General features: G+C 51.9%; 18 protein-coding genes. 13 read left to right on the top strand and 5 right to left on the bottom strand.

Annotated features, from left to right (window positions below; genetic code table 11):
- Positions 1-39 precede the first annotated feature (39 nt).
- Positions 40-321 carry a hypothetical protein gene (locus MKZ24_RS05830; protein WP_042240778.1) on the top strand — a complete coding sequence of 94 codons (282 nt, stop codon included), beginning with the start codon at positions 40-42 and terminating at the stop codon, positions 319-321.
- Positions 322-636: 315 nt separating this feature from the next.
- On the top strand, positions 637-1,479 hold the full coding sequence (locus MKZ24_RS05835; protein ID WP_042240775.1) for an EcsC family protein: 843 nt from the start codon (positions 637-639) through the stop codon (positions 1,477-1,479).
- 141 nt (positions 1,480-1,620) lie between these two features.
- Here the strand turns inward: MKZ24_RS05835 and MKZ24_RS05840 are convergent, their stop codons facing one another.
- Positions 1,621-1,944, bottom strand: a complete 324-nt coding sequence (locus MKZ24_RS05840) for a putative quinol monooxygenase (RefSeq protein WP_039294950.1) — start codon at positions 1,942-1,944, stop codon at positions 1,621-1,623.
- 173 nt (positions 1,945-2,117) lie between these two features.
- Between MKZ24_RS05840 and MKZ24_RS05845 the strand changes: the two genes are divergently transcribed.
- Positions 2,118-3,395, top strand: a complete 1,278-nt coding sequence (locus MKZ24_RS05845; RefSeq protein WP_042240772.1) for a nitric oxide synthase oxygenase — start codon at positions 2,118-2,120, stop codon at positions 3,393-3,395.
- Positions 3,396-3,952: 557 nt separating this feature from the next.
- Here MKZ24_RS05845 and MKZ24_RS05850 read toward each other — a convergent pair.
- The gene (locus MKZ24_RS05850; RefSeq protein ID WP_340781212.1) at positions 3,953-5,068 is read right to left on the bottom strand and encodes an IS110 family transposase; all 1,116 of its coding nucleotides are present in this window, start codon (positions 5,066-5,068) and stop codon (positions 3,953-3,955) included.
- A gap of 446 nt (positions 5,069-5,514) precedes the next feature.
- On the opposite strand from MKZ24_RS05850, the gene MKZ24_RS05855 reads away from it, so the two are divergent.
- The 7 genes from MKZ24_RS05855 (at position 5,515) to MKZ24_RS05885 (ending at position 11,981) form a co-directional block, all read left to right on the top strand.
- Positions 5,515-6,063: a TetR/AcrR family transcriptional regulator gene (locus MKZ24_RS05855; protein WP_042240770.1), complete on the top strand. Its 549-nt coding sequence runs from the start codon at positions 5,515-5,517 to the stop codon at positions 6,061-6,063.
- Positions 6,064-6,466: 403 nt separating this feature from the next.
- Positions 6,467-7,435 carry an NAD-dependent epimerase/dehydratase family protein gene (locus tag MKZ24_RS05860; RefSeq protein ID WP_042240768.1) on the top strand — a complete coding sequence of 323 codons (969 nt, stop codon included), beginning with the start codon at positions 6,467-6,469 and terminating at the stop codon, positions 7,433-7,435.
- Positions 7,436-7,543: 108 nt separating this feature from the next.
- Positions 7,544-7,900 (top strand): nucleotide excision repair endonuclease, encoded by a 357-nt coding sequence (locus MKZ24_RS05865; RefSeq protein WP_197073008.1) that lies wholly within the window; start codon positions 7,544-7,546, stop codon positions 7,898-7,900.
- A gap of 330 nt (positions 7,901-8,230) precedes the next feature.
- Positions 8,231-8,953: a hypothetical protein gene (locus MKZ24_RS05870; RefSeq protein WP_042240764.1), complete on the top strand. Its 723-nt coding sequence runs from the start codon at positions 8,231-8,233 to the stop codon at positions 8,951-8,953.
- A 5-nt stretch (positions 8,954-8,958) separates the two neighbouring features.
- Positions 8,959-10,278: a polysaccharide deacetylase family protein gene (locus tag MKZ24_RS05875; RefSeq protein ID WP_340781661.1), complete on the top strand. Its 1,320-nt coding sequence runs from the start codon at positions 8,959-8,961 to the stop codon at positions 10,276-10,278.
- A 193-nt stretch (positions 10,279-10,471) separates the two neighbouring features.
- Entirely contained in the window at positions 10,472-11,569 is a 1,098-nt protein-coding gene (gene rlmN, locus MKZ24_RS05880; protein ID WP_042240763.1) for a 23S rRNA (adenine(2503)-C(2))-methyltransferase RlmN, read from the top strand.
- Positions 11,570-11,693: 124 nt separating this feature from the next.
- A complete protein-coding gene (locus tag MKZ24_RS05885; RefSeq protein WP_042240761.1) occupies positions 11,694-11,981 on the top strand; it encodes a DUF6509 family protein in 288 nt (95 codons plus the stop codon).
- Positions 11,982-12,048: 67 nt separating this feature from the next.
- On the opposite strand, the gene MKZ24_RS05890 is transcribed toward MKZ24_RS05885, so the two are convergent.
- The 3 genes from MKZ24_RS05890 to MKZ24_RS05900 form a co-directional block, all read right to left on the bottom strand.
- Complete coding sequence (locus MKZ24_RS05890) at positions 12,049-12,798, bottom strand: esterase family protein (protein ID WP_340781663.1); 750 nt, start codon at positions 12,796-12,798, stop codon at positions 12,049-12,051.
- Between the two features lie 13 nt (positions 12,799-12,811).
- Positions 12,812-13,981, bottom strand: a complete 1,170-nt coding sequence (locus MKZ24_RS05895; protein WP_340781665.1) for an ATP-grasp domain-containing protein — start codon at positions 13,979-13,981, stop codon at positions 12,812-12,814.
- 88 nt (positions 13,982-14,069) lie between these two features.
- Positions 14,070-14,507 carry a MarR family winged helix-turn-helix transcriptional regulator gene (locus MKZ24_RS05900; protein WP_340781666.1) on the bottom strand — a complete coding sequence of 146 codons (438 nt, stop codon included), beginning with the start codon at positions 14,505-14,507 and terminating at the stop codon, positions 14,070-14,072.
- A gap of 258 nt (positions 14,508-14,765) precedes the next feature.
- Between MKZ24_RS05900 and MKZ24_RS05905 the strand changes: the two genes are divergently transcribed.
- The 3 genes from MKZ24_RS05905 (at position 14,766) to MKZ24_RS05915 (ending at position 18,377) form a co-directional block, all read left to right on the top strand.
- A complete protein-coding gene (locus tag MKZ24_RS05905; protein ID WP_340781667.1) occupies positions 14,766-16,229 on the top strand; it encodes a DHA2 family efflux MFS transporter permease subunit in 1,464 nt (487 codons plus the stop codon).
- A gap of 169 nt (positions 16,230-16,398) precedes the next feature.
- Positions 16,399-16,881 (top strand): transcription elongation factor GreA, encoded by a 483-nt coding sequence (gene greA / locus MKZ24_RS05910; RefSeq protein WP_042240755.1) that lies wholly within the window; start codon positions 16,399-16,401, stop codon positions 16,879-16,881.
- A 569-nt stretch (positions 16,882-17,450) separates the two neighbouring features.
- Positions 17,451-18,377, top strand: coding sequence for an AEC family transporter (locus tag MKZ24_RS05915; protein ID WP_340781668.1), 927 nt, complete (start codon positions 17,451-17,453; stop codon positions 18,375-18,377).
- Positions 18,378-18,398 lie beyond the last annotated feature (21 nt).

The following is an 18,398-nucleotide window of genomic DNA, read 5'->3' on the forward strand; positions in this document are numbered from 1 at the left end:
GAGAAGAACAGAAACCGTGATTGAGGGGGAAGTATACTTATGAAGCATTACGAATCCAGTCTGCGGACGAACAGCACGGTGGATCAGGCGCAGGATTCTGTGACCAAGCTGCATAACGCTGTAACTCAGGCGTTAAGCCATCCGACAGAGCAGATGATTGACCAGGCAGAGAATAGCCTGGAGCATGCCGAGGAAGCCGTTCGCCATGCTCCCGAAGGATCAGTCGGCGGACACGGTGTAGACTTGACTGAAGATAGGCTGGCCGAAGAGAAACGCAGACTCGCTTCACTGGACGAACCTGGCGGCAAGGCCCGTGGCTAAAGCCAGAGTTAAAGCCTGAGCAATAGCCAACGTGATCTGCACCGAGTCTGAAGCTGGCCTAAATTCGGCAGGCTATTAAGCACCTGCGTTACTGGTGTAACAGGCATTTCCGGATTGACTCCGGGAATGCCTGTTTGCTATTTACCTACTTAGGGGCCAGCTTATGCTAACTTGTGCAATCATTTGGAGTGAAAAAGGTTATAAGGTATCAGGCACATCTATAATTTACATGAACCGGATCAGAGAGAGTCTACGTAGTAATACCACTAAGACGCAACAAACATGGCAAGACCATCATTCAAGGGAGGCATAAATATGTCAGAAGCTACTGATTCACGGGTACCGCTGGAGACACCGGAGACACTGCATGCCGAGCTTGCCCGGATTGCCAAGTGGGAGAAAGAGCAGAATAAGCTGATGATCTGGGACCGGATTACCCGCCTGCCGTTCAAGCTGCTTGATAAAATCACACCGAAGATTATTCATGAGAAGGTAGGCAAGCTGCTGGATGAGCTGGGCAGCTACATCCAGAATGGCGGCAACTATCTGGTTGCCGGGCGCAAGGTAGGCACGCTGATCGGGGAAGCAAGCGTGGCAGCCGGGGGTACGGGGAACGGGCCGTATCCGCTGGCCGTGATGGATGCGGCAGCGCTCCGGCTCTCAGAGAGGAGCCGGAATACGGCAACTGCCCAAGGGGCAACTACCGGCTTCGGCGGAATCTTCACCCTTGCTGCCGATATTCCGGCTGTGCTCGGCCTTTCATTGAAGGCCATCCAGGAGATTGGCCTATGCTATGGCTACGATCCGACAGATAAGGCGGAACGGATATTCACTGTGAAGGTGATGCAATTCGCATCCTCCGATATTGTCGGCAAGCGGACGATTCTGCGGGAGCTGAATTTGCAGGCCGGCGGGGACGGCAACATCATTGCCGGAACGAACGCGGCAGTCTCGAAGATTCAGGGCTGGAAAGAGGTTGTTATGGTATACCGTGACAATTGGGGCTGGAAAAAGCTGCTCCAGACGGTTCCGGTTGCGGGCATGTTCTTTGGCGCGTATCTCAACCGGAAGACGCTGGAGGATGTGACGGAGGCTGCCCGTATGCTATACCGCAAAAGACGGATTATCGCCAGGCTGGCTGAGCTGGAGCTGAAATAAGGGCTCTGATTGAAGCCGAACCGCGCATAAATGGCAGCGGGGCTGCCGGCAAGGCGGGCATGATGAAATAGAGGCAAGGATTACTGCCCTAGGGCTGCATTCCTTGCCTCTATTTCAGGGAAGCTATAAGGATTCAGCCGCCTATGGGGCAGTTGAACCGAACGCCAGCCCTTTTCCGCCTACAGGTATTAGCTTGACCGGCTCGACTCCGGCAATCAGCGGCATGGCCCGCTGGATCGTGGCACGGGTGGCCTCCAGGGCAAGGGAAGCAGCATGCGCTTCCGCACTGCTCCATACTTCTGTGACCCAGAGGATATCCGCCTCTGATTCCGAGAGGTTCACAATATACAGCTCGCATTCCTGAACAGGCTCAGCCGCCGCTGCGGCTTCCAGCAGAATGGCGGCCAATGCCTCCCGTTCACCCGGTTTAGCGGTGAATTTTGCATACATTCCAAATTTGCTCAACCTCATCACTCCAGCATGTAGATGTAGTTATCCGCTCCAATGGCGGAGTTGATCAACATTATTTTACCAGAAACAAGGAGTGGAGTGAGCTTGATCCTTACTCCTGCAATTACTATGATTGAGCTAATGGACAGGAGTGCGTATGTCCAACGGACTAACAGGGAGTGAACGAAATGAACAATAACGATCAAGAGCACAGCAGCCGGGCGTTAATCGGGCAGGCGGAATCCTTCATCACTGCATGTTACCAGGAGCTGGACAAGTCCGAGAGTGAGCGGGAGCGGCGTCTTGCAGATATACATGAAGAGGTGATCCTTACGGGCGCCTATATACATACGGAGGAAGAACTAACCCACGGGGCGAGGATGGCCTGGCGTCATAACAGCCGCTGTATCGGAAGGCTGTTCTGGCATTCGCTTACAGTGCTTGACGCGCGCGGGGCAGAGACTATGGAGGAGGTGGCCGAGGCGCTATTCCGGCATGTGGAGCATGCGAATAACGGCGGCAGGATCCGGCCGGTCATTACCGTGTTCCGCAGCGGAGAGCAGCCGGATAGAGCTATCCGGATCTGGAATCATCAGCTGATCCGTTATGCCGGCTATCCCGGGGACGGGGAGCAGCTGCGTGCCGGTGATCCGGCCTCGGATGAGTTCACTGCAGTCTGCCTGAAGCTGGGCTGGCAGGGTACAGGCGGGGATTTCGATATTCTGCCGCTCGTTATCAGCATCGGCGAGGAGGAACCCCGCTGGTTCCCTGTCCCGCCGGGACTTGTGCAGGAGATTCCGCTCAGTCATCCGGAGATCGAACGGTTCACGGAGCTGGGCCTGCGCTGGTATCCCGTTCCGGTAGTCTCGGATATGTGCCTGGAGATCGGCGGCATCCGTTACCCGGCGGCGCCCTTCAACGGCTGGTATATGGAAACGGAGATCGGCTCCCGGAATCTGGGGGATACAGAACGTTATAACCGCCTGCCGGCAGTGGCCGATCTGCTGGGCCTGGATCGTTCGACTAATACCTCGCTGTGGAAAGACCGCGCGCTGCTGGAGCTGAACCGCGCGGTACTGCATTCCTTCAAGCAGGCCGGGGTCAGTATTGTAGATCATCATACAGCGGCAGATCAGTTCGTCCGCTTCCAGGAACAGGAGAAGCGTCAGGGGCGCGAAGTATCTGGCAAGTGGGGCTGGCTGATCCCCCCGATGTCGCCTTCGTCCACGCCGATCTGGAATGATAATACCTTGAGAGATTTGCATCTAAGTCCGCGCTTCATGTACCAGAAGAAGGCGTACGCGGACAGGTTAAATGCAGCAGCGGGTCCATCCAGTGAAGCTGGCGGCTCTGCCTCGTTGCATGCGGAGACGGATGAACCGGCAGCAGAGTCTGAGCAACAGGGTGCTGCCGAAGCGATGACATGTCCTTTCCATCACCCCACTAACTCCGGTCCGTTAAAATAAATAATGATATGGAACAATTGGCTTAGCGCCGCGTGCAATCTCCCTGCACGCGGTTGAAATGGGGGCTGGTCCGGCAAAGCGCAATTCAGGCTGCACAGCTGTCAAGGGGAAAGGGCTTGGCTGTATGACGGCCGGAAATAGTTGCTTTTTCTCCACTTGCTCATGAACCGAGGAGCCCTTACGAGGAAAGCGTTGGAAAATCAGCACTTAATAAGCTGAAATAGATCAGAACGGAGGAAATACATGAAATTTAATTGCACTTATCCAACTGCTATGAACGAATTTGTCAATCCCCCTGTTTCTTCCCTTTTTAACAAAGGTTTTTTCAATCCCTTGGGCATGGAGACAACATGCGAGTCGTCGGCTGGCACACTGCTATCCGTGGGTTGGTTCCACATGTTAGGCCTACGTCGAAGGAGCTTCCCTAAACTATTGTCGCACGTCAAACCCATCCGGGTTTTGTGCAGTTGGATTTCGTGGATTCTCCTCGAACCTTTCTCGTTGTCTCCATGCCCCAAGGATTCATCCTTTGGGGACAGGCTTTTTCTTGTTCTATATTATGCGATTCCTGCTTCTGCCTTTACCGCAACACACCAAATGAATCCGACCAATTCCCGTCCCACCGCTGCGATCACCAAGTTTCGGTGTTTTCCCCGTTTGACCATCTGCACATATTTTTTGTGCAATCTCTCCTGCGCCTTCCATGACGTTTCCTGGACATGAGCCCTTTGCCCTTCTAACCGCTTTTCTAAATCGCCTTTGACCGCCGGAAGGTAACGGTAACTCCAGGCCGATTCCACCAAAGCACGCCTTACGGAGGCATTTCCTGTTTTAGTCAGGCGGCCCCGTCTTGTCTTGGGTCCTGTAGAAGATTCCCGCGGAACCAGTCCCAGGTAACTCATCAGCTGCGCAGGCGAACGGAACCGCTCAAAATTCCCGATTTCAACGACGAGCGTCATGGCCGTGAGCAGGGCAATCCCCCGAAGACCCTGGAGCGCTTGAATCACAGAGGCGTACGGGCAGATTTCGGCTTCTTTCCGCATGGCCTCCTCTAGCCGTTTAATGCGCTCCTCCACCTCCCGCAACTGTTGTTGCATCTCGGTGAATACCCGTTCTTGCGCGGTATGCTCAAACGTCAAGGTAGAGAGCCACAGCCGGTATCGTTTCGTCCAGCGTTTTTTCATCCCTTCCGGGGTGTGGATCTGGTGCCGTAACAGAAAATGAACGAGGTGCTGCCGGGCCCGGTGCAGTTCTTCCCGAGCATTCTCCCGGGCTCGGATGAGATCCCGAAGAGCCTCGAGTTCCGGAGTGGGTACATGAATGCCCGTCAATTCTCCCGCACGGTGGAGCTGAGCGAGCCGCTCTGCATCCCGTCGGTCGGTTTTAATGGCATCGCCTGAACGCTGAGGAATACGTGAGGGGGCGATGACCGTGCAGGAAATTCCCATCTTGGTCAGCCAGCGATACAAATCATACCCGGTGGGTCCTGCCTCATAGCAGACTTCAAGAGTAACCTCCGGGCTTTTCAGTTTCCGAATGAGTCGTCCTACAGCATCTGGCGTATGGGCAATCGCTCCGTGATACCGTGCGGGGTCCCGTCCCTCGTCTGCAATCGCCACTGCAATTTTTTCTTTTGACACGTCCAAACCTACGTATTTTATGGTATTCTTCATAGTAACAGCTCCTTTCGCATTTAGCTCTGAAATGGTTGTCCTTACTCCCATTTTAACCTAAGGTGTGCGAACAGGGGCTGCCTTTCGTTCATCATAACTACTTACCTCGAATACTCCGAAACATCCGAATTAAGATACGTCTATCCAATTAATTAGGAAGTGGAGGTATATCACCTTAATTTTCCATTTTCGCAGCTGATATTTGCAGCTGATAATACAAAGGGGGATTAGCCGGGAACGGTGAGTGAGGTCTAAATTAACCTTAGAGAGGTGCTGATTGGTGCTGATTCGCCTTCCGGGAGATTTTGTTCAGTAATTATTATTTTTCAGACTGTGGTTGATTATTTAAAGATTGAAGTATATACTGCTAAATAAGAGAGTGATTGATCAATAACCAAAAGACAGTCAAATTATCACCTATCATTCCGGCAGAAAAGGAGACCTATATGAACAAGCAATCGGGCACTATCCGTTCCAGAGGAGAGGAGGCCGTTCCGGTAAACCGCAGGGAGCAGATTCTGGAGTCGGCTGTGGTTGTGTTTGCAGAGCATGGCTATTACCGGGCTACAACCGCGCAGGTGGCCGAGAAGGTGGGGATATCCCAGCCGTATATCTTCAAGCTGTTTAAGAATAAGGAGGAGCTGTTTATAGCTGCGCTGGAGCGGGCTTTTGAACGGATTCTCCGCACCTTCTCAGGGCTTCAGGCTCCTGCAGACCAGTTACTTGCAGAGGCCATTCAGGTATACGAGCAACTGATGGAGACCCATCCGAATGAGATTATTCTACAGGTGCAGGCCATCGGCATCCGGGATGAAGCTATCCGCCAGTCGATGCAGGCTGGAATTCTGGAGGTAGCCCGTCTGATGGAGAGCAAGTTCTCGGCAGCAGGGTTTGCGCATCCTGAGGTGGAGGTGAGCACCTTTATGGCTAACGGTATGCTCTGCAATATCGCCCTCACGCTGGGAATGCCGGAGCTGAAGCCGAAGCATCTGTAAGCATCGGTGCGGGCTGCAGGATGATCGGGTGTAACTGTGCATCGAGCGGAGTAGGTGGATTAAGCAATATTCAGAGCAACAGGTAAGCACGACAGTTAAGAGTCAGCCGCATAATCCCCGATCCAGCCGGATCATCATTTTTTAAGTTTAAGTAGTGACTGATCAATAACCAACAATGCAATGGAGAACAAGCAAAGAACAAGCAAAGCTTGAACGAAACTAAATAGTGTTAGGTGTCCATCATTTTCATTCTGAGCGCAGGTAAGCGGCCATGAATAAGATAATTTCAATGAGTCGCTTTAAGCTAAGCTATATACAATTTAAATTTATTATATAGTTAGTGATCAATCACTAATTGTGATTAATAATCAATAACAATTCATTCTAACAGGAGGAATTTCAAATGATAAATAAAGCGCTGGTACTGGGAGCAACAGGAGGGACAGGAACGGTGATTATTGCCGAGCTGCTTCGAAGAGGGATCGAGACTGTAGCCTTTGGGCGCTCCATGCCGAAGCTGGAACAGCTCGCGGCCAAGCTGGGGAATCCGGCAGGGCTGAGCCTGCAGACCGGTGATGTGTTCCGTGCGGATGATGTATTTAAGGTCGCGCGTGGGGCTGATGTTATTTTTCACAGTGCATCGGTGCCCTATCACGAAATGGCCGAGAAGTTGCTGCCGATGGGTGAAGCTGTGATGGAGGCCGCGAACCGGCTGGGGGTGAAGGTAGTGGCTGTGGACGGGATTTATCCGTATGGCAGAAGAGTGGATGAGCAGCCGATTGCCGAGAACTATCCGAAGAATCCGCATACCCGCAAGGGGAAAATAAAGCTGGAATTCGAGCGGATGTTCTTCAGCCCGCGCTGGAGCGGCACGAAGGGAATGATTGTCCGCCTGCCGGATTATTACGGCCCCACGGCCAATGAAGCCTCTTACCTCGGATCAACGCTGGAAGCCATAGCTGCCGGTAGACCTGCGATGTTCATCGGTAACATGAATGTTCCGCGTGAATACGTCTATCTGCCGGATGCGGCAGTGATGATGGTGGAGCTTGCCCTCCGCGAGGAGGCCTACGGGCAGAACTGGAATATTCCTGGAGCCGGCGTGATCTCCGGCAAAGAGATCGTCCGGATTGCCCGCGAAGCGGCCGGAAGCTCGAAAGTGGTTATCCCCTTAGGCGCAGCAGGTCTGTCACTGCTCGGCCTGTTTGTACCGGTAATGAAAGAGATTGTCGAGATGCTGTATTTGACGAAGGAGCCGCTGCGGCTCAGCGGTGCGAAATACGAGCGGTTAGCCGGGCCGGTTCCGGCCACGTCTTTTGAACAGGGGATAACAGCGACGATCCATTCCCTCCAGAACCGTGCAGCCAAATAAGTGTAACTCCCCCTCATAAAACACAGGTTATCTGCAGAAGATAGAAATAGTCAGGTTTCCCAATCTGTGATACTATTTATTTCTATATACAATGAGGAAGTGAGCTTAATGATCAGCATTACCATTCCGGCACCGGAAGTTACTATTTTTAAGCAGGAGAACCCTGTGCTCAGCCATATTTACGGATTTACGGATTTTCACCTGATCACCCGCGAAGCTGGCGGCATCTTCATGTTCTACAATGACAAGGATGAGCTGCTGTTTGTAGGCAAGGCACGCAAACTGAGACCGCGGATCAAGAAGCACTTCGAAGATAACGTATCGGTCATGAAGCCACACCGTGACGAAGTTACCAAGATTGAAGTCTGCATCGTGGAAGACCCGGTCGACAGAGAAATTTATGAGACTTACATTGTGAACAAGCTTAAGGCGAAATACAATGTGGAGAAGGTACTGTATAAATAATAGTTTGGATGAAAAGCGTGGTCTCTGCAGACTGCGTTTTTTTGTTGTTCAGGAATTTGCTCTGGCTCTAGGGTGCTATGACAACACGCAGGCATAATCCGGGATTATCAGGCGCGTTGCAGTTCTTATTTTACGGGAACATCCAGTACAAATGGCAGGGGTGATTCGTCTTGAAATGAGCCGGGCAGCAGCTGGAAGGCGCGACTTGGGCCTTTGGATACATTTAGTAAAGTTAGATATTAAGGCTCACTAACGTATCCGCTAAATCAACTATAATGAACACGTACATGCTCGACATATTTTGACATTTATAATGAGGTGATTCTATAGATGGCGGCTCCGTTTTTTAAGAAGAAAGAAGCTGTGGACAAACCGGCCAAACCGGGTATGGTTCAAAAGGTTCAACTGGCCGAACTTCCGCCCGAAGATAGCGATAATTATGAGAAGGCTGAAAGTGCTCCCGCCCTCGTGTCCGTCGGCAAAGCGCAGCTGGATAAAAAGTCGCTGGACCTGATCTTCGCAGTAGAACAGATGATTCAGGCGAGAGCGCATGCTGAAACGAACAACCATGAGCTGCAGGACCGGCTGAATCACTCCAGCAGTCATGTGGAGAGGCTGGGACGGGATCTGAGGAACCTGAACAAGGTAATTGAAGAGCGGGAGAAGAGCATTCTGGAGCTAGAGCATAAGCTGGTGGAGAAGAATCTGAAGGTGGACCAGGTGCTGGAGGATTACCGTGAGCTGCACACGACCTTATCCGGGGAAATGGATGAGCTCAAGAGCACTATTGATCTGGAGCAGCAGAAATATGCCAATCTTGTACAAAAACATAATGATGCCATCTCCGAGAAGCTGAAGCGGATGAATGAGCTCGAAGAGAAGATCGGGCGCCTGGAGACAGAGAACAGTCACCTGAAGCAGAAATACGATACGGTCCGGCAGGAGAAAACCTACCTCTCCAGCATGATCAGTGATTTCACCAACCGCATGACCGTACCCTTTAGCGGAAACACTCCGCCGGCAGAGCGTAACGACAGCAACGGAGATACATAGGATTTATGCCAGTGCACCCGGCGATCGCTGCTCGGATGGTAGAGCTGCTGTCCCTTGAGCAGAGGCAGGGCGTCTATCAGATGGAGGTAGGTTTAACCCACAGCAGCGGTTCCGCCCGCCAAATACTATTCATCGATGAATATACATATGTGCAATTGAGTATGCTTGGTCCCTTCGCGGGTCAGCGTGTGCGTCTGTCTCTCTATCCCAAATGGGACCCTTTCCGCCGCAGCTTCTTCAGCTCCCTGATCAAAATGAACCAGACGTTTAGCGAAACGCTGTATTATGGCTGCTCCGAGGAGTATGCCTCGCAGCTTGTGAAGGCGCGGCAGGAGGAAGAACGTCCAGCTGAGCCCGGGCCTGCAGCTCATGTACCGTCACTTGAATTGCATCATCACAAACCTGGGCATGTGAGGCGCAGCCGCATTCTGCGGCCTGCCCGGGCTATACTGCTGCGCGGCATTCTGTTCAGCTGCCTCATCGCATTGTTCCTGCTGCGCATGGACGGGAAGCTGTTCAGCAGCAGTGCAGAAGCCCATGAGGTCCCGGTGCAATCGGCCGTAGCTGCTTCTGTACAATCGGCCGTAGCTGCGGACGTCAGCAGCAGTCCCCTTATTAATGTTATACCGGCGGTCCAGACGGTGGCCTACCAGAGCAGCGAAGTCCCGGCAGTCCCGGAAGAGGCTCAGGAAGATACTCAGGAAGATACCTCTGCAGCTGCTCCGGAGACTGCGGTTGAAGAGATAGAATTGGACGGGAATAGCTATGAATACAGCCTGCCTCAGGGTTATGTGGCCTTATCCTTCGACGATGGGCCCTCGCAGTACACAAGGCAGATTGTAGATATTCTGGACGAGTATGGTGTGGCGGCGAACTTCCTGTTTATTGGACAGAAGGCCAGCCGCCGCCCGGCAGAGGTCCGCTATGCTAATGAGCATGGTATGCCAGTGGGCAGCCATTCCTGGGATCATAGTGATATGACACGGAACAGCCCTGAGGAGAACCGCAAGAATCTGGAGCGGGCCAGCCGGGAATTGGAGTCGAACATGAACTCGGCGGTAACGATCTTCCGTCCGCCTTATGGTGCAGTCAACGATGAACTGGCCGCTGAAGCGAAGCGGCAGCATATGAAGCTGCTGCTCTGGAACCGGGATACCGAGGATTGGAAAGCCGATAATGCCCCGCAGGTCCTCCGTTATTTCTATACAACGGACCCGTCCGGCGGCATCTATCTGCTGCACGAGAAAGCAGTTACGGTCCAGGCGCTTCCTGAGATCATTGAGTATCTTCAGGCACAGGGACTAAAGTTCGCCGTCTTCAAATAAAAACCAGGAAGCGTATCCCGGATGGAGGGGTGCGCTTTTTCTGCGTATGTGCACGGAAAAGACCCGGAATCGGCAGTGTTTCCCCTTGTTTTAATAAACAAAATTTGAGACAATAAGTTATTGTTGTTGCTAATGTCCCCCGCAAGGTAGAATAGATTGATTGAACTTTAACGTTTTGAAAAGAGGATATGAAATGAATAAAGAATCCATTTATGGATTGACTTTGGAACAACTGACCGCCTGGCTGCTGGAGCATGGGCACAAGAAATCCCGTGCATCTGCTGTCTGGGAATGGCTATACCGCAAGCGGGTTACCAGCTTTGCAGAAATGACGGGGATGAACCCGGACTGTGTACAGCTGCTGGAAGAGCATTATGTCTTTCAGACGATGGAAGAGCATGTGAAGCAGGAATCGGCTGACGGCACTGTCAAATTCCTGTTCCGCTTACAGGACGGCAACCTGATTGAAACGGTGCTTATGCGGCAAAAGTATGGTCTGTCCGTCTGCGTTACCACTCAGGTCGGCTGCAATATCGGCTGCAGCTTCTGCGCAAGCGGGCTGCTGGCGAAGAGCCGCGATCTCACCAGCGGCGAGATTGTCGAGCAGATTATGAAGGTCCAGCTTGATCTGGATCAGGCCGGTCTTGGACAAAAGGTCAGCCATGTAGTCGTAATGGGCATTGGTGAGCCATTCGATAATTTCCGGCATCTGCTGAATTTCCTGATTACGATCAAGGATCACAAGGGTCTGGCCATTGCCGGCAAAGGCATTACCGTATCCACCAGTGGTCTGGCTGACAAAATCAGAGAATTCGCTGACGCCAATATGCAGGTCAATCTGGCGATCTCCCTGCATGCGCCGAATAATGAGCTGCGGACACAGATCATGAAGATCAACCGTGCCATTCCTATAGAGAAGTTAATGCCGGCGATTGATTATTATCTGGAGAAGACCAACCGGAGAATTACCCTGGAGTATATCCTGCTGAAGGATATCAATGACCGTGAGGAGCATGCTCTGGAGCTGGCCGAGTTAATCGGAGACCGGCGTCAGCTGGCGAATGTCAACCTGATTCCGTATAATCCGGTAGATGAGCATAGCCAGTATCAGCGGAGCGAGCGGGAATCCGTACGTGCGTTCTTCGACACGCTGAAGAAGCAGGGTGTCAGCGTCAGCACCCGGCTGGAGCACGGAGTCGATATTGATGCGGCCTGCGGACAGCTTCGCAGTAAGCAGATCAAGAAGACCAAGGGCAAAGCAGCGGAGACCGGCAGCGCCATTGTAGGATAAATGCAGCTTCTGAATGATATTATAAGAACGGTGCCGGTGATGGATTCACTTCGCACCGTTCTTTTTGTCCGGCCCTGTGTTACAATAATCTGGCAGCAGTGAATTGAGAAAAGAGGAATGCGATTTGTTGACATTTACAAGCTACACCGTGGAGAACGTAAGAGATCCTTTTGGTATACTAAGCGGCAAGAGATATGAATTCGTCGTTAATATTGATGTACCTGAGGATGATGAGCTGTACGTAGAGAACGGAGTTTCCGCCCGTGTGATTGTTAAAGTGGAAGAGGAGCAGACAAGCATTGTCAGCTACGATCTGCAGGAAACCTCGTCAGGCCAGTTGCTCGATTTCGATATGGAAGAAGACGAGGAAGCAGCACTGGTTCTGTTCTGTTCAGAGCATTTGCCTGAATAAGACTCGGCTGTAAGTAATGGAAGGAAACTGCTGAACCTAGCAGTTTCCTTTTTTTTTCTATAAAGTGTTACAGGCAGCCTTCCACATAATAATGAATCTGCTTGTTCCACCACGGCCAGTCATGGCTGGCATCATGGCCCCAGTAGTCGATCCGTGCCGGAATTCCTTTGCGCTGTAGTACATCCTCAAGCAGACGGGTCTCGTGAAGCATCTCATCCTCATAAGCACCTTGTCCGACACAGACGATGATTTTGCTGTTACGGTACTGGTTCAGATAATAATCATCCGTCAACCCCGGCAGGTAATGCAGCGGTGAATTCAGGTAGATCTGCTCGCTCATATAGTCGCCGAAGAAATAATAGGTGGAATAGACGCCGCTGAGGGCGATTAAGGTATCGAAATAGTGCGGATAACGGAAAAAGAAGCTGGCACTGTAATAAGCGCCCATAGAGCAGCCTGAGATCAGAATGCGCTGATCGGTCCCTCCGTTGTTCTGCTTGCTCTGGTGGAGAATGCCGGGAATCAGCTCATATGCGATATATTTATCATACTGCTCATGACGGTGGACCCGGTCCTCATTATTCCAGTGAGTGGAGAAGAAGGTCTCTTCATCAATACTGTCGCATGCCCAAATCTGCAGCTTGCCCGCTTCAATGAAGGAGGAGAGCGTGTCAATCATGCCCGAATCCTCATATTGATAAAAGCGTCCAAGCGAGGTGGGGAAGACGAGCATCGGTTTGCCGGCGTGGCCGTATATTTTATATTCCATGTCTCTGCCCAGGTTGTGGCTGTACTCCTTATGATAGCTTATCCTCATCCGTTAACACATCCTATCCCTCTTCTTGGTGAATATAACCTCTGATGTCCCTAACCTCCGAAAGCTCGGGTGAACGGAACTGATACGCACTGTTGCCCATGGCTCTGCTGAATACCTCTTCGATCTCGGCATAATTCACAATCTTCCCGCCGAATTCACGGTAGATGTCCTCGTGGCTGTGCGCATAATGCTTGTGACTCTTGCGGCTGGCATAGCCTGTGTAATATTTGCCTTCGTACGGGCCGCCGACTTCGTTATGCACAACCATGCTGGCCCATTCTTTATAGACATCCACATCGTATGCGAAGTTAATGGCATCGGTCATCCAGGCGCCCGGGGGACGCATATTCACTTCCAGGGCAATGATCCGGCCATCCTTGTGTGATTTGAACAGCTCAATATGGAAGAACCGTTCCCGGATGTCAAAAGCCTTCAGAATACTCTTCCCGGCCTCTTCTACCTCGGGGCTGATATCTCTCAGACAGAAATAATAGAGGTGGTTATCCGTGTTGACGACCTCCATGACACTATTCTCGAACAGGTGGCTGACTGCGAACCGCACATTGCCGTCAATATCCACCAGCCCGTCATAGGTGAGGATGACTCCATCGATGAATTCCTCAATAATAAAGGCTACATCCTCCGGCTTGGTGTCCAAAAAGTGCTGCAGCTCCTCTTCGTTATTGATCTTGTAAGTATTGCTGGCACCGGAGCCGAGATCGGGCTTAACCACCAGCGGGAAGCCGGCGCTCTGGATGAAGCTCTCCACGCTTTCACGCGTAGTCCCGGTGGAGAACTGAACGGTGCTCACACCGCTTTTATGGAAGAATTCTTTCATCTTGGACTTCTGCTTCAGGTTGGAGACGAAATCGGACTTGGTGCCGTAAATGTTGAAATCCGTGCGGATGGCGGCATCCTGCTCCAGCCAGTATTCATTCAGCGACTCGAAGCGGTCAATCTTACCGTATTTATAGGTGAAAAAAGCAACGGCCCGCAGGATCTCCTCGTAGCTCTCCAGATTGCTTACCTTATAGTACTCCGTCAGTGCCAACTTCAGCTTGTCCTCCAGCTGGTCATATTCGGCATCGCCAATCCCGAGCACCGTCGCCCCCTGCTGCTGCAGCTGGGTACAGAAATCAGCGCTGTTCTTGGGGAAATGCGGGGAAAAGAAGATAAAATTCATGCGGACCAGCCCCTTTGGCTAAAATATAATTCCGAGTTAAATTGTATGATTAATTCAATCTACCAGTTTCGTCATTATTCGTCAATCCTTAGTCTGGCTTTTGCTGCAGTTTCCGGTTGAGCCGGGCCAGCAGTCCGCTGAAGGTCTGGCAGTCCCCGGAAGACCAGTCTTCAAAAATCTGCTCATAGCGCTGCAGCCGGATATCCCGGGCCTCGGCAAACGTCTGCGCACCCAGCGCGGTAATCTGAAAATAGCTTGATCTTCCATCCTGCGGATCAGGCACCTTTACTACATAGTCCTTCGCCTCAAGGACGCTCGTCTGCCTGCTGATGGTAGAGGTATCGAGGCCGAATTCTTCGGCGAGCGCTTTAACGCCTACCTTATCGTGGTTCGACAGATGGTGGAGCAGGGTGTAGGAGGAGCGGTCCAGGCCGCCATGTTTTTTATCGAGCGAACCGAGGCGGATTAGCGTAATCAGCTCATGGTTCAGGGTTTCGAGGTTTTTATCAGTCTGTTCATCAGCCATAGTTAGTATCCGTCCTTTATGATTGAGTAATTCTTAAGGTCCAGCCTTATATGTCTCCATATTATAAGTGATAATACAGCCCTTAGCGAAAGCTACCGGTTATTTATGAGAGCATATTGAAACTCTGATGAAATAAGTCATATTGACTTCCAAAAATATAGTTGTATAATACACATATGCTAAAATGATTGTATCATACACCTATATTAGTGTGAAGCTAAGGTTTATAGTGGTGGCAGTGCAGAGGAGAGAGCATACTTGAGTAATCAGACGGCAAAAAATTCATCATTCTGGCTTATTATTCTGGCCATCTTTTTCGGTAATTTCATGGCTATTCTCAGTACAACAACGATTAACGTTGCGTTCCCGGTGTTTCTGAAAAACTTCCATGCCGAGATCAGCACAGTGCAATGGATGATTACGGGTTATCTGCTGGCTACCGGCGTAATTGCTCCGGTCGTAGGATATTTCGGCGACAAATGGAGCTATAAATATCTCTATGTGTTTGCCCTATCGGGCTTCACCTTGTTCTCGGGGCTGTGTACCGTGGCCTGGAGTATTCATTCCCTAATTATTTTCCGTATTGTGCAGGGAATATTCGGCGGGCTGATTATCCCGACGACGATGACGATGATTTATCAGTTTATCGGGAAAGAGAAGCAGGCTTTCGCCATGAGCCTCTGGAGCCTGTCCTCCATGCTGGCTCCTGCCTTCGGGCCAACGCTCGGCGGCTGGCTCACCGGGTACTTCGGCTGGAAGTCGCTGTTCATGATCAATCTGCCGATCGGCATGATCGCGATCGTGGTAGCGCTGAAATGCCTGCCGTTCCAGCGTCAAACCGCCAGCAGCAGAAGCTTCGATCTGCCGGGATTCGTGACCGTGATTCTGAGCAGCGCCTTTATTATTTTGGCGTTCAATAAGGGGAATGCCTGGGGCTGGACCTCATGGAAGACCTTATCCCTGCTGCTGATTGGTGCAGCGGCCTTAACCTACTTCATCCGCCGGGAGCTGTCGCTGCAGGAGCCGCTGCTGAACCTTAAGGTATTCAAGCAGAACCGGTTCACCTACAGTCTGATCATCAACTGTATTATTACCGTTGCGTTATACTCGGGGACCTTCTTAATTCCGGTCTTCCTGCAGGATATCCAGCAGTCCACTCCGCTGAAGACGGCACTGGTGCTGCTGCCGGGCTCAATCGTGATGGCGGTCATGTCGCCGGCCGTCGGCAAGCTGTATTCCCGGATCGGCCCGTTCTGGCTCATTCTCAGCGGTATTCTGCTGCTGAGCGCTTCAACCTGGGAGCTTAGCCATATTACGCTGGCCGTTACACATACCCGTGTGGCGATGCTGATGGCCCTGCGCAATGTTGGCATTGCCCTGGCCTTCATGCCGGTAACGAATGCCGGGATGTCAGCCGTACCCAAGCAGATCACAGGGCATGCTTCTTCTGTGACGAACTGGGTCCGCCAGGCTACAGGCGCGTTGTCCATTGCCGTGTTCAGCTCCTTGCTCGCCTCCAGATCACTCGCCCATCAGCAGGAACTCAGCGGCGGAGCTTCTGCGGCAGGTGCACTGATCAAGGCGCAGGGAATGACCCTGGGCGTACAGGATATTTTCCTGATCGCTACAGGTGTTGGCCTGCTGGCAATTCCGCTGACCTTTCTGCTGAGAAGCGGAGACGGCAAGGCTGCGGCAGCTCCTGCGTCGCAGGCTGACGCGTGAAGCAGAAGGCGGGCGACTACTGAAGTTATCGCCAGATACACAGCAAACCCGCCACGCCAGATTCTTGCCGGTCCTAGTGGAAGTTCTCCATTGTAGCGCTTTCTCTTCGCATGTTGGGCGGATATGAGTTAGAATACAATAAAGCGAGCAAATAATAGGAGTTGTAAATATGTCCAACAATGACGAAGTGTTTTTGACGAAAGAAGGGTTAGCCAAGCTCGAAGAAGAGCTGAGAGAACTTAAGGGAGCAGGGCGCAAGGAGCTTGCAGCCCGGCTTAAGCTGGCGATCAGCTACGGCGATTTGAAGGAGAACAGCGAATACCACTCCGCGAAGGAGGATCAATCCTTCATGGAGACGAGGATCATGATTCTGGAGAAGATGCTGATCAAGGCGCAGATTGTAGATTCCAGCAATATGGATCTGAGCACAGTCAGCGTGGGCTGCATCGTCATTCTGAATGATGTGGAATACTCCGAAAAGATTGAATATAGAGTGGTAGGTCCCGCAGAGGCTGATGTGCTGGACAACAAGATTTCTTACGAAAGTCCGCTCGGCAAAGAGCTGATCGGCAAAAAAGTGGGCGACATTATCAGCGTCAATGCCCCGATGGGCGTCATCAAATATGAGCTGCTTGAGATTAAAATGCTGTAAACCTTAAATCCTGTAATTCTTAAATCCTGTACCCTGCTTTAATAAGGGTACAGGATTTTTTGTCTAAAGATATGAATTTATACGCTGCGCCTGATAACCGGTGGTGGAGGTAGAGCCAGTGGATCGAAATAGATGGAATTTCTCCACTTGCTTATGAGCGGAAGATTACCTGCCGGACAATAGTTGGAAAATCAGCACTTAATAGGCTGCATATAAATCAGAATAGAGAAAAGGCAGGAAATTAAATGACGTTAATCCACTTAATTGCGGCAAAGGATCATAAAAAGCCGTATTAAGATACGTTTTTCCAACTATTGCCTCAGAGTGGGATGCTATGCCGTCACTTCCAGGTGAATGTCAGGCACCTTGGCAGAGCGGGGGGGAGTAAGGTCTAATCTATCCCTTGGTAAGGTGCCGATTCTGCCCTTCGGGCCATATTAGTTACACAGTCCGCAAGCGGCGGGCTGCCATAGGTAATGGCTATTAAGGATATTGATTCCGTGTCTTAGACGCTCCCTGCCGGGGGAGTTATAGTAGGGAGTAACTAAAGAACAGAGGGGTCCTGGCTTGTGATTCAGACTGTGCTATCGACACTTGTGGAGGTTATTGTGCCGCTGTCCATTCCGGTGGCCGCCGGGGCGCTGCTCGGACGTTATAAGAATCTCGACACGAAGCCCCTGCTGACGCTGTACCTGTATTTTCTCAGTCCGGCGATTATTCTGGATACGCTCGCTACGGCGGATATCTCGTTCGATGATGTCTATAAGACGCTCGCATTCTCGCTGCTGAATCTGTTTCTCTTATGGGGGCTGGCTACCCTGATCGGCAAAATCCTGAAGCTGGCTCCGCCGGAAGCCGCCGGCCTGACGCTCATCTCCACCTTCACGAACAGCGTCAATTACGGTCTGCCGCTGGTGCTGCTGGCCTTCGGCCAGCTTGGCCTGGACAAGGCCTCGGTCTATGTCATCGCCCAGATGGTGATTGTGAATACAATCGGCGTGTATTTTGCCGCCAGATCACAGTTCTCGGTGCGCAGCGCCGTGAAGTCGGTCTTCTCGCTGCCGGCCATCTATGCAGCCATGGTGGCCCTACTGCTACGGGCGCTCGGCCTGCATATGCCGCATGAGCTGGCTTCGGGCGTATCGATGGCCGCAGGAGCGTACTCGCCGGTAGTGCTGGCGATCCTCGGCGCACAGATGGTGAAGGTCCGGGCTGCGCATACGGAGCGCAACGTGCAGCTTGCATTCTGGACGGGGCTGACCGTCCGGCTGCTGCTGGCTCCGCTGCTGGCCGCGCTGGTGCTGCTTGCGCTGAATATTACGGGCACCTTATTCTCGGTGCTGATGATTCTGGCCTCGATGCCGGTAGCCGTCAATTCCGTAGTGCTGGCCGAACGCTTCGGCAGCTCGCCTGCGCTGGTCTCGCGCTGTATTGTCTGGACTACGCTGGCGTCCTTCCTGGCTCTCCCAGTGTTGATTGCTGTGGTGGGCGGGTAGAGACAGAGCAGGCAACGTAAG

The sequence above is a fragment of the Paenibacillus sp. FSL R7-0297 genome (assembly GCF_038009025.1).
Lineage (GTDB): Bacteria > Bacillota > Bacilli > Paenibacillales > Paenibacillaceae > Paenibacillus_AQ.